We start from the raw sequence: 14,948 nt of genomic DNA, 5'->3' as shown, positions 1-14,948 counted from the left end.
AAATTTAATATGGAAAAAGAAATTATTGCATTTTTAGATACTGAAAAGATAGTTGATTTACAAAGTGTTCAATCTAAAAATAACTTAAAAGAAATTTATTTTGATAATTCTAAAGAAAGCTTAGAAGTAATACGCCATTCTTGCGCACATTTAATGGCACAAGCGATTAAAATTTTATATCCTGAAGCTAAATTTTTTGTTGGCCCTGTGATAGAAGATGGTTTTTACTATGACTTTCGTGTTGATTCTAAAATCAATGAAGAGGATTTAATAAAAATAGAAAAAAAGATGAAAGAACTTGTCGAATCTAAGATTGAAATTGGCAAATATAAAATAAGTAAAAAAGAAGCTTTGCAAAAATTTCAAAATGATGATTTAAAACAAGAAGTTTTGCTTCGTATTCCTGATGGACAAGTAAGTATTTATACTCAAGGCGATTTTGAAGATTTATGCCGTGGTCCACATGTACCAAATACAAAATTTTTACGCTTTTTTAAACTCACTCGAGTTGCTGGAGCTTATTTGGGTGGTGATGAAAAAAGAGAAATGTTAACACGTATTTACGGGACAGCTTTTGCCGATAAAGAAAGTTTAAAAGAATACTTAACAATCATTGAAGAAGCTAAAAAAAGAGATCATAGAAAATTAGGCACCGAATTAAAACTTTTCACCTTTGATGATGAAATAGGAGGCGGTTTGCCTATTTGGTTAAGCAATGGTGCAAGACTTAGAAGTAAATTAGAACAAATGCTTTATAGAGCCCATAGAATTCGGGGATACGAGCCTGTAAGAGGGCCCGAACTTTTAAAAGCTGATGCATGGAAAATAAGTGGACACTATGATAATTATAAAGAAAATATGTATTTTACACAAATTGATGAACAAGAATACGGCATTAAGCCTATGAATTGTGTTGGGCATATAAAAGTTTATCAAAGCGATATTAGAAGTTACCGGGATTTACCTTTAAAATTCTTTGAATATGGTGTTGTACATAGACATGAAAAAAGTGGAGTTTTACATGGGCTTTTAAGGGTGCGTGAATTCACTCAAGATGATGCACATATTTTTTGTATGCCAAGCCAAATCAAAGATCAAGTTTTAGAGATTTTAAATTTTGTTGATGGGCTAATGAAATTTTTTAACTTCACTTACGAAATGGAAATTTCTACTAGACCTCAAAAAGCTATAGGAGATCTTGAAATTTGGGATATAGCAACCAATGCTTTAAAAGAAGCTTTAGATGAAAAGGGCTTAAAATATGGAATTGATGAAGGTGGTGGAGCTTTTTACGGACCAAAAATTGATATTAAAATTACTGATGCTTTAAAAAGAAAATGGCAATGTGGAACCATACAAGTAGATTTTAATTTACCAAATCGCTTTAAACTTGAATATACTGATACAGATAATGAGAAAAAACAACCTGTTATGCTTCATCGTGCTATTTTGGGTTCTTTTGAAAGATTTATAGGAATTTTAACCGAACATTGTGCAGGAGAATTTCCATTTTCTATAGCTCCAACAGCAGTAGGTATCATACCAATTTCAAATAATCATATCTCTTATGCACAAGAAATCAATGATATGCTTTTAAAACTTGGCGTAGATTGTGAAATATATGATAAAAATGAAAGTTTAAATAAAAAAATTCGAATTGCAGAAAAACAAAAATTGCCAATGATTTTGGTTTTAGGTGATGAAGAGTTGGAAAAACGCAGCGTTGCTCTAAGAGATAGAAGAGCTAAAGAACAAAGAAATCTTAGTTTAAATGATTTTATAACTTTAATTAAGGAGAAAATAAGTGAGGTATATTTTTGAGTAAAGAAAAAGAAGTATTGCTCAATGATGAGATAAGAGCGGATGAAATAAGATGTATAGGTGATGATGGCAAAGTTTATGGCATTATTAGTAGTGATGAAGGTTTAGAAATAGCTAATAGACTAGGGCTTGATCTGGTTATGATAGCCCCTGATGCTAAACCACCTGTATGTAAAATCATGGATTATGGAAAATTCCGTTATCAACAAGAAAAAAAGCAAAAAGAAGCTAAGAAAAAGCAAAAGGTTATTGATATAAAAGAAATTAAGCTTTCGATTAAAATTGCTCAAAATGATATCAATTATAAAGTTAAACACGCTCTTGAATTTTTATCTCAAGGTAAGCATGTAAGATTTCGCGTATTTTTAAAAGGTCGAGAAATGGCTACTCCTGAAGCAGGAATTGCTTTGCTTGAAAAAATTTGGATCATGATAGAAAATGAAGCAAATCGTGATAAAGAACCTAATTTTGAAGGTCGTTATGTCAATATGCTTGTAACACCTAAAAAATCTTAACGGGTTTTCAATGCCTAGGGAAAATTTAATACAAAATATAAATCAACATCAGCCTAAAAATAAATATTCAAAACTAGATGATTTAAATATTGATTTGGCTATGAATAAAACAAAAGAGTATTTAGAACAAAGATTTTTAAAAGAAGGAATCTCTAATTTTATAGATGGAAATTATTATTTTGAAATAGAAAAACATATAGAAATTTCTTTTATGATCAATAATATAAAATCAACTAAAATTAGAGCTGAATTTGATACTACATTTCTTAATAATAAAATCAAACCTGACGGTGGAGTCCTTTTCTTGAGAAAACAAGATGACCCTTTATATAAAAAAATTCTACTTATTACGGAAGCTAAGCGTCAAGGTACAAATGATTTACGAAAAAAAGAAGGGAAAAATAAACAAGCTACAGGAAATGCCATTGAAAGATTGGGTAAAAATTTAACAGGAATTAAAGCTATGTTAAATCATGAAAAAATTACTCCTTTTGTTTGTTTTGGTTGGGGTTGTGATTTTGCAAGTAATGAAAAAACGGTTTTGGCCAAATTAAACGTTTTAAATGAATTTTACTATCTTAATAAAACTTATATTTTTAAAACCGATGGCAATAGTGATCATAATTATTTTTCTCCAGTAAGCATGTATTTTAGGGAAGAAAAATGGGAAGTAGATGAAATGTATGCTATTATGAAAGAAATTGCTGAAACTTCCTTAAGATATTATATTTTTTAAAAAGAGTATCATGAAAGAAAATCCTGCCTTTTTAAAAGAACAAATCATTACTTACCTTGGTAATAAAAGAGCTTTATTAGATTTTTTAGGACAAGGTTTTAAATTTGCCAAAAAAGAACTTAAAAAAGATAAATTTAGTTTTTGTGATATTTTTAGTGGTTCTGGAATTGTAAGTCGCTTTGCTAAAGCTCATTCAAATTTTATACTCGCTAATGATTTAGAAGATTATTCTAAAATTATTAATAAATGCTATCTGAGTAATCAAAACAAAGAATTAAAAAATCACCTATATTTTTTTTATGAAAAACTTTTATCAAATCTTGTTTTTGAAAAAGGTTTTATAAGCGAATTATACGCTCCAAAAGATGAAAAACGAATTCAAAAAAATGACCGAGTTTTTTATACCATAGAAAATGCTATATATTTAGATACTTTAAGAAAAAAAATTGAGCAAGAAATTCCAAATGAATTTAAACATTTTTTTATCGCGCCACTTTTATATGAAGCGAGTGTTCATTCTAATACAAGTGGAGTTTTTAAAGGATTTTATAAAGATAAAAATGGAATAGGAAAATTTGGCGGTGAAGGGGAAAATGCTTTAAAGCGTATCAAAGGTAAAATTGATTTAAAATTGCCAATATTTTCAAATTTTGAATGTCCTTTTGTTGTAGAACAAAAAGACGCTAATTGTTTAGCCAAAGAAATAGATTTGTTAGATGTGATCTATCTTGATCCACCTTACAACCAACATCCTTATGGATCTAACTATTTTATGCTTAATTTAGTTGCAAATTATCAAAAACCTGTTGAAATTTCTCAAATAAGTGGAATTCCAAAAAATTGGAATAGAAGTATTTATAATAATGCTAAAAGTGCTGAAGATGCACTATTTGATTTGATTTTCAAACTTAAAGCTAAAATTATTTTACTATCTTATAATTGCGAAGGCTTTATAAAAAAAGAAAATTTTATCAAGCGTTTAGAAAAATTAGGAAAATGTTATATTATTGAACAAAAATATAATGCCTTTAGAGGAAGTAGAAATTTAAGAAATCGTGCTCTTTATGTAAAAGAGCAATTATATATTTTAGTTAAGTGATCTATTCTTTTCCATCAACTATAGGCACAAAAAGACATTCTTCAAGAATTTCTTTTTGTAGTTTCAAACCATTTTTTGTTATTTTGGTAATGTATTGTTTTTGATTATGAAAAATAGGAGCAACTAATATCCCACCATCTGCAAGCTGATCAAGCAAAATTTCTGGAATAGATGTCGCATAAGCAGAAAATAAAATTCTATCATAAGGTGCATAATTTGGCCATCCAAGCTGCCCATCATCAAAACGAACATTAATATTACTAAATCCCAAAGTTCTAAAAGTTTCTGAAGCACTTTTTGCTAATTTTTCTATACGTTCTATTGTAAAAACTCTTCGAATCACACGACTTAAAATAGCAGCCTGATAGCCGCTACCACAACCAACTTCTAAAACACTATCAGCATCTTTAAAATCAAGCGCCATAGTCATTTTAGCAACAGTTAAAGGAGAGCTAATCCATTGAGAATTTGCTAAGGGTAGAGCATCTAAACGATAAGCGTGTGCTTTTAAAGGAGAAAAAATTTCACGCGGTACTTGACAAAAGGCATTAAAAAGTTCATGGTTGATAAAAACTTTTTGTGCGATTTCTTCAGCCATAGCTTTACATCTTTTTTGTTCAAATAAATTCATTTTCTCTCCTAAATAAACGAAAAATTGTAACAAAATTATTCTAAAAAATTAATCAGCTTGATGAGTTAAATTGGTCTTTAAAATTTGTAATTTATGAGAAATTTTAATCAAATATTGAGAATTATCACAAAGTATATTTTTTTCTAAGGAATTAATTTGATTTTTTGTATATAATGCAATTTGAGATATTTTTAAATTTTTTATTTGAATTTGATTGTTTTTAAAAACACATTGAAGCATTTCTTTTCTTTCTAGATCATCATCTAACTCATCTAATTTTTCATCATAAATATAAATTTCATCATAAAGCGCTTTTTTTGTTTTTTTATTATAAATTCTAAAAATTTTTTTAAAATGAGGTAAGGTTGTTTTTGAGTTATTTTCGCTGATTTTAATTTTAGGTTTTATTATATCAAATTCTTGTATAGCCACAAGTTTATAAACACAACCAAATACTGGATTGCTTGAAGCAGTAATCAATCTTTCTCCTACGCCAAAAGCATCTATAGGTAAATTTTGTAATTTTTCTATTTCAAATTCATCTAAAGAATTGGAAACAATAATTTTACATTCTTTCAAATTTTCACTATCAAGCTTTTTACGGATATTTTGACTCAAAAAGGCTAAGTTGCCAGAATCTATTCTAATTCCGCACTCTTTAATATTGTATTTTTTAAAAGCTTTTATAGCATTTTTTAAACCACTTTCATAATGATAGGTATCTATAAGCAAAATAGGATTTTTGGGATAAAGTTCTATATAATGACAAAAAGCTTCGAATTCATTATCAAACATTTGTATCCAAGAATGTGCCATTGTTCCGCTTATATTGATGTCATATTTTTTTCCTGCTAAGGTGCAAGAGCTTGCAAAACATCCGCCTATAATAGCGGCTTTAGCTCCTTTAATTGCAGCATCATTTCCATGCGCCCTGCGTGATCCGAATTCAAAAACAGGACGATTTTTAGCTGCCCTTACTATACGATTTGCTTTTGTAGCAATAAGGCTTTGATGATTGATATTTAATAATAAAAAAGTTTCTAAAAATTGTGCCTCTATGGGATTAGCTTTAACAATCATAAAGGGTTCATTAGGAAAAATAATTTCACCTTCTTGTACAGAGTAAATTTCTCCATTAAATTTAAAATCAAGTAAGTAATTTAAGAATTCTTCACAAAAAATATTTTTTGAACGTAAATATGCTATATCCTCTGCATTAAAACTTACATTTGCAACAAAATCTAAGATTTCAGATAATCCAGCAAATATAGCAAAAGAATTATTATCTGGAGTTTTTCTAAAAAATACATCAAAATAGCAAATTTTATTTTCAAATCCATTTAAAAAATAACCTTGCATCATAGTAAGTTCATAAAAATCACAAAGCAAGGTTAAATTAGATTTTTTTGTAGAAAAATTCTCCATAAATTGCCTAAATTTTAAAAATCATCAAAACTAATGCTACCTTTTGAATAGTTAGTCACCTTGCTTTCAAAAAAGTTACTTTTTTGATCATTAAATTTAGAAAAATCATCAACCCATTTGATAGGATGTTTAGCATTATAAATTTTATCAAGATTAATTGCTATTAATCTTTGATCGATTAAATAATGAATATACTCTTCAATAATATCATCTGTAAATCCCATAATTTGATTTTGAGTGATATATTTACCCCATTTAATTTCTAATTCTCCTGCCTTTTGAAACATTTCATAAATTTTATTAATATTGGTTTCATTAAAAAGATCCGGTCTTTCTTTTCGTGTTGAATTAATCATATTTTGAAATAAAAGCAAATGTGTAATTTCATCTCTTTGTATAAAGCGAATCATTTGTGCTGAACCCAGCATTTTACCGGCTCTAGCAAGGGCATAAATTGCAGTAAATCCACTATAAAAATAAATTCCTTCCAAAATTTGATTTGCTACCATCGCAAGCAACAATTTATTATCATCTACATCACCAGCCAATTCTTCATAGATATTAGAGATAAAATCATTTTTTTCTCTTAGAGTTGCATCGTGTTTTTCCATTTCATAGATTAAATCCGTATTTTCACAAATTGCTTCCACCATAACTGCATAAGATTTTGAATGATTGGCTTCTTCATAAGCTTGTCTTGCTAAAACTGCATTAATTTCAGGAGCGGTAATATAAGGATTTATGTTATCTGCTAGATTATTAGTTTGAAAACTATCCATAGAAATCAATTGAGACCAAACTAAATCATACATTCTTTTCTCGCCAGAAGTTAGATTACAGCGATAATCAAGAGCATCTTTAGTTGTATCAACTTCTTTAGGAAACCAAGTGTTTGCTTCCATAACATCCCAAAGTTTTAAAGCCCAAGTATATTTCGCTTTTGTAAAATTAAGAATTCCATGAGGATTTCCATCAAAAACTTTTCTTTCTCCAAGAGTTTCATTTGAATTGGGATTATAAATTCTTTTTCTATGCATTATTTAACCTTTCTAATATACAACTTTGAGTTAATATATCATGTAAATTAAGAGAATCTTTTCTAATGAAACTAAAAAATATTCCCACCAATAAACCAAAACTTATAAAAAATATAACATATCTAAGTACAATTTTTAAAAAAGAAATTTTTTTTCCGCTTTTAAAATCCACTAAATAAAGATCATAAGCTTTTAAACCAGGACTTTGACCCGTTCTTTGCAAAAATAAAGCTTGAATTAATCCAAAAAGAAAGGAACATAAGGCTGTAGTAAAACTACTATGTAAAAAAGCATCCTTAGATCCTAACCAAAAATAACTTAAATATAAAATGGGCACATAAATAAGAAAAATATCAATAACAAAAGCTTTAAATCGCAAAAAACGCGAAGCTATTCTAGCTTTTGTCTTTTTCATTTAATTCCCGCGACTTCCAGGTTTAATAGCTTTGCTTCCTTTTTGACAAAGTGGACATTTTTCTTCATCATAAATTTCAAAGTCAAAATTTCCTAAAGTAAAAAGGGGGATATTGCTAGGAAGTTTAGCATTATCTTTTGCTTGAGTATTTAGATTTTTAACTGCACAAAAACCGCGGTTTGCCAAAGCAGCAAAGCCAACTACAATTCCTCCAAGATTTTCTATGATTTTTGCACTTTCTAAAGCACTACCACCTGTAGTAATAATATCTTCGCAAATGATAAATTTTTCACCTTTTTTAACCGCAAAACCTCTTCTTAATGTCATTTCCTTATTAACTCTTTCAGTAAAAATAAAACGTTTATTAGAGGCTCTAGCTAATTCATATCCTGCTAAAATTCCTCCTAAAGCTGGAGAACAAATGCTATCAAATTCTATAGAATTAGCAAAAATTATTTTTGCTAATTCTTTGCATAATTTTTCAGCTAAAGCAGGATCTTCTAATACCTTTGCACTTTGAAGATAAAATTGAGAATGTTTTCCAGAACTTAATAAAAAATGACCCTCTAAATAAGCTTGACAATTTTTGTAAATTTCTTCCAAATTCATTATTAAACCTTTAAAAGCTCTGTTTCCTTATTTTTAACACTTTCATCAATTTTAGAAGTATAAGAATCTGTAATCTTTTGCACCTCATCGTATGCTTTTTTTGCTTCATCTTCTGAAATTGCTTTGTCTTTTTCTAGTTTTTTAATGCTATCATTAGCATCTTTTCGATGGTTTCTTATAGAAACTTTTGCTTTTTCACCCATAGCTTTAGCTTGTTTAACGTTTTCTTCTCTTTGCTCCCTAGTCATTGGAGGAAAAAACAATTTAACATTTTCTCCATCATTGTTTGGATTAACGCCTATATTTGCTGCAGCAATAGCACTTTCTATGATTTTTAACATAGGTTTTTCCCAAGGGGTGATACTAATAGTTGAAGCATCGCTAGCTAAAACAGTTGCAACTTGATTTAAGGGTGTTAAACTACCATAATAATCAACTTGAATATGATCTAATATATGAATATTAACCTTACCAGTTCTTAAGGTTGTAAAGTCTTTTTTTAAAGCTTCTAAACTTTTATCATTTTGACTTTTTTGTTTATTTAAAATTTCATTAATCATATTTTTCCTTAATTATTTACTTGCATTTGTATCATTTTGTGGCATAGATGGAATTTTTGACAAATTGATTGTACTTGGAATACTTGCATTAGTTTCTATTTTAATTTTTTCTGCTAAAGAATCTTTTTTTGTATGATTATACAAATATCCTAAACCTATAGTATTAGCAATTAACAAAATTCCCATTATAAATGTAAATTTAGCCAAAAAATTTGCAGGTCCTTTTGCGCCAAAAAGACTTTCATTGCTTCCACTATAAGCCCCAAGACCTATGCTTGAACTTTTTTGCAATAAAACAGCTATACAAATAATGACAACAATGACGAATTGCAGGACAGTTAAAAGAGTAATCATAAGTTTTCCTAATCTTTGAAATAATTTTAACTTAAAATATTTTAGCGAAATAAAACTTGAAAAGATTTGAAATTATTGTATTTTTGCGTCATTGCGACGCAAAAATTATCTGTTAAGACTTCTTAGAATATTAAGTAAATTAATAAATAAATTTACAAAATCAAGATAAAGTGCTACAGCTCCTTCAATTGGAGTTTCATAGTTTCCACGAATAATATTTTGAGTATCATAAAGAATGTAAAATGAAAACAATATTGCAGATACTGATGAAATCACTAAGCTAAATATACTACTATGTAAGAAAATATTAATCAAAGATGCTGCAAAAACAACTAAAAAAACTATAAATAAAGCTTTACCCATCATAGTAAAATCTTTTTTAGTATTCATAGCAAAAATACTAAGACCTGCAAATGCCACAGTAGTTAAAGCAAAAGCTTGAGCTATAATAATTCCTCCTGCAGGTAAAGCAAGAACAGAAATAAGTAAAGGTGTAAGTGTTAAACCTGAACAAAAGGTAAAAGCAAAAAGTAAAATAAGATTTAATGGAGCTTCTTTTTTCTTATACATTAAAGCAAATAATAATCCTATTTCCACAAAAAAAAGAATCCAAAATGTTGCTAAAGATTCAATGAAAAATGATGCTAAAGCAAAAATTCCTACATAAGCACCTACCGTAGCAGCTAAAAGTGAAGCTGCAAAAAGCTGGTATGTTTGCTTGATAAAAATGCCAAGATCACTAGTTCTTGTATTTTCAAATTCTCTTGATTTTGAATAGTCTCTATCATAAAGATTCATATCATTCTCCTTTGATATAATTGTACAAACGAAATTATATCAGATTTGATTTAACAATTTATTTTCTTAAAATAAAATTCATATTAAGTATTTTAAAATACATTTTTTAGATTTTGTTATAATTATAAATTATCTTAATTTTATTTTTAGGTAGTATTTATGGAAAATCTTATTAGCGGTGCAATTAAATTTATGCAGCAAGATTTTAAAGAGCATAAAGAGCTTTTTGAAAGTCTCAAAAATAAGCAAAATCCTCATACTCTTTTTATAGGATGTTCTGATTCAAGAGTAATTCCTAATTTAATCACCAATACAGGACCAGGAGAACTTTTTGTCATTCGAAATATTGCAAATATAGTACCACCTTATCGCATAGGAGAGGATTTTTTAGCAACCACTTCTGCTATAGAATATGCTTTAAATTCTTTGCATATTAAAAATATTATTGTATGCGGACATAGTAATTGCGGTGGATGTAATGCGCTTTATTATACTGATGAGGAATTAAGTAAAATTCCAAATGTAAAAAAATGGCTTATGTTGCTTGAACCTATTAAACAAGATATAAAATCGATATCAAAAAACGATATAGCTATGAGATCTTGGCTTACAGAAAAATTAAATTTAGTCAATTCTTTGCAAAATATTCTTACTTATCCTGGAGTTGAAGAAGCTTTAAATCAGGGAAAAATAGAACTTCATGCTTGGTATTATATTATCGAAACAGGCGAAATTTATGAATATAATTTTAAAGAAAAAACCTTTACTTTAATTCAAAATAGGAGATGATAATAATGAAAAAAATAATTTTAATTTTTTTAAGTTTTTTATATCTTCATGGCGATGATTTACAACTCATTGACACCAATGCAAGCGAAAATTCTGGAATTTATGGTTTAATTCAAAAATATATTGGAATTGAACATCAAATTAGAGAATTTAGAAAAAATAACGATGAAAATTCAAGTTCTTATAGTGGAATTTTAAAAGAATTTGAAAGAGATAAAAAAACGATATTATCTGAAATACCTGATATGATAGTCGAACAAAAAATTGATGAAAAGGCTATAGAAAATTTCTTAAAAAGAAAACAAGAATTATTGAAATTGCAGCAAAAAAGTTTAAATAAACCCTTTATTTATGTAGACACAACCTTAAATCTTACCTATTTTAATATGGTTGAGAGTTTTTTTTCGTCTTTATTTGAGTTAGAAAAACTTTTTAAAAATGCAGCTGATAGTGAAAGCATAGTATCTGCAGTTGATAAAGCAATGGAGGATTTGCAGAACTTAATTAATATTGATTTAGATGAATATAAAAATAAAATTACAAATCCAAAAGAGCTTGAAAAAATTGCCACTAAAGAAGCAATGATCAACAATACCTTTAATGCTTATGTGGAAATTTTAAAATATTTACGTTCCAATGCTCATTTATTAGAAAGCAATTATCTTTTCTCTCTTTTAGGGCTTCAAATTTGGATTGATAAAATCAATGCCTTTGTCAATATTGATTTTTTAAATGTCGGAAAAATAAGTATTTCTATTTTAGTTTTGATTTTTTTTATTTCCCTAAGACGCTTTTTTTCCAATATAGTTTATTTTTTTCTTGTACGCTTAATTTATCGTAATAAAAAAGAAGCTGATGATATTAAAGTTATTTTTATTGGAAATATTAAAAAGCCAGTAGGTATTTTACTCATTTGCTATGCTTTCTCACTTTGCCTTACTATAGCGTTTTATCCTGCACCTTTAAATATAGGCCTGAGTAATCTTTTTAATATAATTTACGCTGTTTTAATAGCTTGGCTTATTTTAAAAATTCTTGATGGTTATGGTGTGGTTTTGGTATCCAAACTAGCTAAGAAAAGTGAGAAAAAAGAAGTAGTTAATTTAGTCATTAAAATTTTATATTTTATTATTATTATCATAGCTTTACTTTATATTTTGGCTCAACTTGGTTTTAATATCTCAGCTATCATTGCTTCTTTAGGGATTGGTGGTTTAGCTGTTGCTTTGGCAGCTAAAGATATTATTGCTAATTTTTTTGCATCAATTTTATTATTATTTGATAATAGTTTTAATCAAGGAGATTGGGTTGAGGTTTCAGGTATTGAAGGAACTGTTGTTGAAATAGGACTTAGAAAAACAACTATAAGAACTTTTGATAATTGCTTAGTTTTCTTACCTAATTCAACCATTATGGGTGCTAATATTAAAAACTGGAGCAAACGTCGTATGGGACGTCATATAAAAATGTATCTTGGAGTAGGATATGATGCTACCCCTGAAAAATTAGATAATTGCATTAAAGATTTAAAAGAGCTTTTAAATTCAAGTCCATTAGTAGCTCACGAAGATGATGGTGCTTTAAAATATGGAGATCATACAACAAAATACCGCCAAAATTTAGTATCAATTAATGATCTTGAAGGTTATAAAAATGCTTGCTATGTAGGTTTAAGTGAATTTGCAGACAGTAGTATTAATATAGAATTATACTTTTATACCAAATCCATCCATTCAAAAGAATTTAGAGAAGCTAAGCAAGAATTAATGCTTGAATTTATGCGTATTATTGAAAGAAATGGTTTAACCTTTGCCTTCCCAAGTCGTAGTATTTATATAGAAAATTTACCTCCGCTTAATTTAAAACCATAAGAATAGCACTTGCTATTCTTATACTGGCATAACGCGAATATTTGAACTTAATTCCTCTTGTAAAATATTTTCAATAGCATATAAAGTAGCGCCACTTCCGCTAGAGCAACTACTACAGGCACCCAAATAGCGAATATAAACATCAATAGCGCCACCTTCAGCCTTTTGTATATCAATTACCTCTAAATCACCTCCATCATTATGAAGCATAGGGCGAATTTCTGTATCTAAAACGTTTTCTACTGCTTTTAACTGACCCACTAAAGTCATTTCATCGAAAGCAACGTCGTTTTTTGTTGCATTTTTTAATTTTTCTCTATCCATTTCAGCTCTTGTTTCAGCTAAAATATCTACAAGATAATGATCTCTTTTTTCATGTCCACCTGGTTTTACACAAGATTTACAAAAAGCACCAGCTTTGGTATATTGAGTGATTTCTTCAACTGTGTGTAAATCATTAAGTTTAATAACATCTTTAATGGTTCCAAGGCTTACTCTAGCGCACTCACAAACTATAATTTGATCTTCAAAATCTTCAGGATCAATTCCTTTATAGTGAGCAGCAGCTTGTTTAATAACATCATAAGCCATAACCGAACAATGCATTTTTTGAGGTGGTACAGCTGGAGTTTCTGGATTATCACGCATGGCAAATTCTACATCTAAATTTGTAATCTTTACTGCTTCATCTACGGTTTTTCCTATACAAAGATCCACCATAGTATCACTACTTGCTATAGCAGTTCCACAACCAAAACTTTTAAATTTTGCATCGATAATTTTATCTGTTTTTTCATCAACCAGCCAAAAAAGTCTTACCGCATCTCCACAACTTTCTGCTCCAAAATCAGCCACAATAAGTTTTGCATTACGTTTTTTAGCATCTTCTTCACTGAATTCTCCCATATGTTGAGGGTTATTCATTCTATCTTGAACTTTTTGAGAATACTCATCCCAAATCGATCCTCCAATTAAACTATTCTTTCCCATTTTTTATCCTTTTTATTTATAATTATTTGGATTGTAAGCATAAGTACAAGAAATTTTTCTTAATCTTTGTGTTGCATTTTTTATTTGTTCTGCAGCATAATCAATTTCTTCTTCTGTATTAAATCTTGATAAAGAAAGTCTTAATGCTGTATGTGCTAAATCATGCTCTGCGCCGATTGCTTCCATAATAGGATTACTTTCAAGTGCTTCGCTAGCACAAGCTGAACCCGTACTTGCTGCTATGCCATTTTTATTTAAATCCCAAAGCATAGCTTCACCTTCAACACCTTTTATACTTGCTAAAATAGTATTTGGAACTCTATGTTCTCTTCTTCCAACCACGGTTGTATCAGGCAAAGCTAAAATTTTATCTTCTAATTTATCTCTTAAACGACGTATATGAGAATCTTCAAAATCAAGCATAGTATTAGCTATGCGTAAAGCTTCTCCCATGGCTATTATATAAGGTACATTTAAAGTCCCACTTCTTCTACCACCCATGTGTTCTCCACCATGCAATAATGGAGTAAGTTTAAGTCCTTTTTTAATAAACAATCCACCAATACCTTTTGGCCCATGAAATTTATGCGCTGAAAAGGATGCGAAATCAACGCCAACATCTCTTAAATTAACCTTGATTTTACCTACTGCTTGTGTTGCATCTGTATGAAAAAGGGCTCCAAATTCATGAGAAAGTTCAGCCATAGCTTTGATGTCAAAGATCATGCCTGTTTCATTATTAGCCCACATAACGCTAACTAGTGCAGTTTTATCAGAAATTACCTTACGTAAATCTTCTACAGTAGAAACACCCTCTTCATTTACCGGAAGCTCTATAACCTTAACGCCAAGACTTTTTAAAAAATATGCTGCTGCGGTTACAGCTGGGTGCTCTACGCTAGAAATAATCACTTCATTACGTTCTTTGTTTAAAATATGATCAAAATATACACCTTTTAAGACCCAATTGATACTTTCAGTTGCACAAGATGTGATAACTATATCATCTAAATCATTAGCACCAAGTCCTATATAAAGCTTATCTAAAGCTTCTTTTAAGGCTGGATGCGTTGTACTTCCCCACTGATGAAGACTATTTGGATTACCATACATTTCTTTGAAAAATGGCAACATAAGCTCATAAGCATTAGGATCAATCATTGTTGTTGCATTATTATCTAAATAAACTTTCACTTTTTCATCCTTAATAAAATTATATCCATTTTTAATTTAGGATATTTTTTATCCTGTTAATCACATAGCAGATAATAACAGAAATTTATTAATTTTAGTTTAAA

At 28.9% G+C, this 14,948-nt stretch carries 16 protein-coding genes; 6 read left to right on the top strand and 10 right to left on the bottom strand.

From position 1 onward, the window contains the following. Window positions 1–9: 9 nt before the first annotated feature. From thrS to ACD570_RS01430, 4 genes are read left to right on the top strand one after another with little or no spacing between them, the layout of a single operon-like run. On the top strand, window positions 10–1,821 hold the full coding sequence (thrS, locus tag ACD570_RS01445) for a threonine--tRNA ligase (RefSeq protein WP_337207692.1): 1,812 nt from the start codon (window positions 10–12) through the stop codon (window positions 1,819–1,821). Further along, window positions 1,818–2,336, top strand: a complete 519-nt coding sequence (infC, locus tag ACD570_RS01440) for a translation initiation factor IF-3 (protein ID WP_200279575.1) — start codon at window positions 1,818–1,820, stop codon at window positions 2,334–2,336. The genes thrS and infC overlap by 4 nt, the downstream gene beginning before the upstream one ends. A 10-nt stretch (window positions 2,337–2,346) precedes the next feature. Further along, a complete protein-coding gene (locus ACD570_RS01435; protein ID WP_239820254.1) occupies window positions 2,347–3,072 on the top strand; it encodes an EcoRI family type II restriction endonuclease in 726 nt (241 codons plus the stop codon). A gap of 10 nt (window positions 3,073–3,082) precedes the next feature. Beyond that, a complete protein-coding gene (locus tag ACD570_RS01430) occupies window positions 3,083–4,171 on the top strand; it encodes a DNA adenine methylase (RefSeq protein WP_337210245.1) in 1,089 nt (362 codons plus the stop codon). Window position 4,172: 1 nt separating this feature from the next. Here ACD570_RS01430 and ACD570_RS01425 read toward each other — a convergent pair whose 3' ends face one another. The 8 genes from ACD570_RS01425 to ACD570_RS01390 form a co-directional block, all read right to left on the bottom strand. Then, window positions 4,173–4,802, bottom strand: coding sequence for a protein-L-isoaspartate(D-aspartate) O-methyltransferase (locus ACD570_RS01425; protein ID WP_200279581.1), 630 nt, complete (start codon window positions 4,800–4,802; stop codon window positions 4,173–4,175). A 48-nt stretch (window positions 4,803–4,850) separates the two neighbouring features. Beyond that, window positions 4,851–6,227, bottom strand: a complete 1,377-nt coding sequence (locus ACD570_RS01420) for a nicotinate phosphoribosyltransferase (protein WP_337206717.1) — start codon at window positions 6,225–6,227, stop codon at window positions 4,851–4,853. A gap of 14 nt (window positions 6,228–6,241) precedes the next feature. Then, window positions 6,242–7,264 (bottom strand): ribonucleotide-diphosphate reductase subunit beta, encoded by a 1,023-nt coding sequence (locus tag ACD570_RS01415; RefSeq protein ID WP_200279587.1) that lies wholly within the window; start codon window positions 7,262–7,264, stop codon window positions 6,242–6,244. Further along, window positions 7,257–7,679: an RDD family protein gene (locus ACD570_RS01410; protein WP_239820255.1), complete on the bottom strand. Its 423-nt coding sequence runs from the start codon at window positions 7,677–7,679 to the stop codon at window positions 7,257–7,259. The genes ACD570_RS01415 and ACD570_RS01410 overlap by 8 nt, the downstream gene beginning before the upstream one ends. Further along, the gene (gene pyrE, locus ACD570_RS01405) at window positions 7,680–8,288 is read right to left on the bottom strand and encodes an orotate phosphoribosyltransferase (protein ID WP_337207453.1); all 609 of its coding nucleotides are present in this window, start codon (window positions 8,286–8,288) and stop codon (window positions 7,680–7,682) included. A 2-nt stretch (window positions 8,289–8,290) separates the two neighbouring features. Beyond that, window positions 8,291–8,848, bottom strand: coding sequence for a ribosome recycling factor (gene frr / locus ACD570_RS01400; RefSeq protein WP_200279596.1), 558 nt, complete (start codon window positions 8,846–8,848; stop codon window positions 8,291–8,293). Between the two features lie 12 nt (window positions 8,849–8,860). Next, complete coding sequence (gene secG, locus ACD570_RS01395) at window positions 8,861–9,202, bottom strand: preprotein translocase subunit SecG (RefSeq protein WP_239820256.1); 342 nt, start codon at window positions 9,200–9,202, stop codon at window positions 8,861–8,863. Window positions 9,203–9,307: 105 nt separating this feature from the next. Beyond that, window positions 9,308–10,000 (bottom strand): Bax inhibitor-1/YccA family protein, encoded by a 693-nt coding sequence (locus ACD570_RS01390; RefSeq protein ID WP_417904327.1) that lies wholly within the window; start codon window positions 9,998–10,000, stop codon window positions 9,308–9,310. Between the two features lie 159 nt (window positions 10,001–10,159). Here ACD570_RS01390 and ACD570_RS01385 point away from each other — a divergent pair, with 159 nt between their 5' ends. Next, window positions 10,160–10,789, top strand: coding sequence for a carbonic anhydrase (locus tag ACD570_RS01385; protein WP_417904326.1), 630 nt, complete (start codon window positions 10,160–10,162; stop codon window positions 10,787–10,789). A 5-nt stretch (window positions 10,790–10,794) separates the two neighbouring features. After that, entirely contained in the window at window positions 10,795–12,660 is a 1,866-nt protein-coding gene (locus ACD570_RS01380) for a mechanosensitive ion channel family protein (protein ID WP_337207690.1), read from the top strand. Window positions 12,661–12,678: 18 nt separating this feature from the next. Here the strand turns inward: ACD570_RS01380 and ACD570_RS01375 are convergent, their stop codons facing one another. Together ACD570_RS01375 and ACD570_RS01370 are read right to left on the bottom strand one after the other, a co-directional pair. Next, complete coding sequence (locus tag ACD570_RS01375; protein ID WP_200279610.1) at window positions 12,679–13,650, bottom strand: iron-sulfur cluster assembly scaffold protein; 972 nt, start codon at window positions 13,648–13,650, stop codon at window positions 12,679–12,681. A gap of 12 nt (window positions 13,651–13,662) precedes the next feature. Next, the gene (locus tag ACD570_RS01370; RefSeq protein ID WP_239820259.1) at window positions 13,663–14,844 is read right to left on the bottom strand and encodes a NifS family cysteine desulfurase; all 1,182 of its coding nucleotides are present in this window, start codon (window positions 14,842–14,844) and stop codon (window positions 13,663–13,665) included. Window positions 14,845–14,948 lie beyond the last annotated feature (104 nt).

It is taken from the genome of Campylobacter sp. LH-2024, assembly GCF_048270605.1.
Lineage (GTDB): Bacteria > Campylobacterota > Campylobacteria > Campylobacterales > Campylobacteraceae > Campylobacter_D > Campylobacter_D molothri.
Note: the sequence above shows the minus strand (reverse complement) of the source record. Positions and strands in the feature narration are given on the sequence as shown.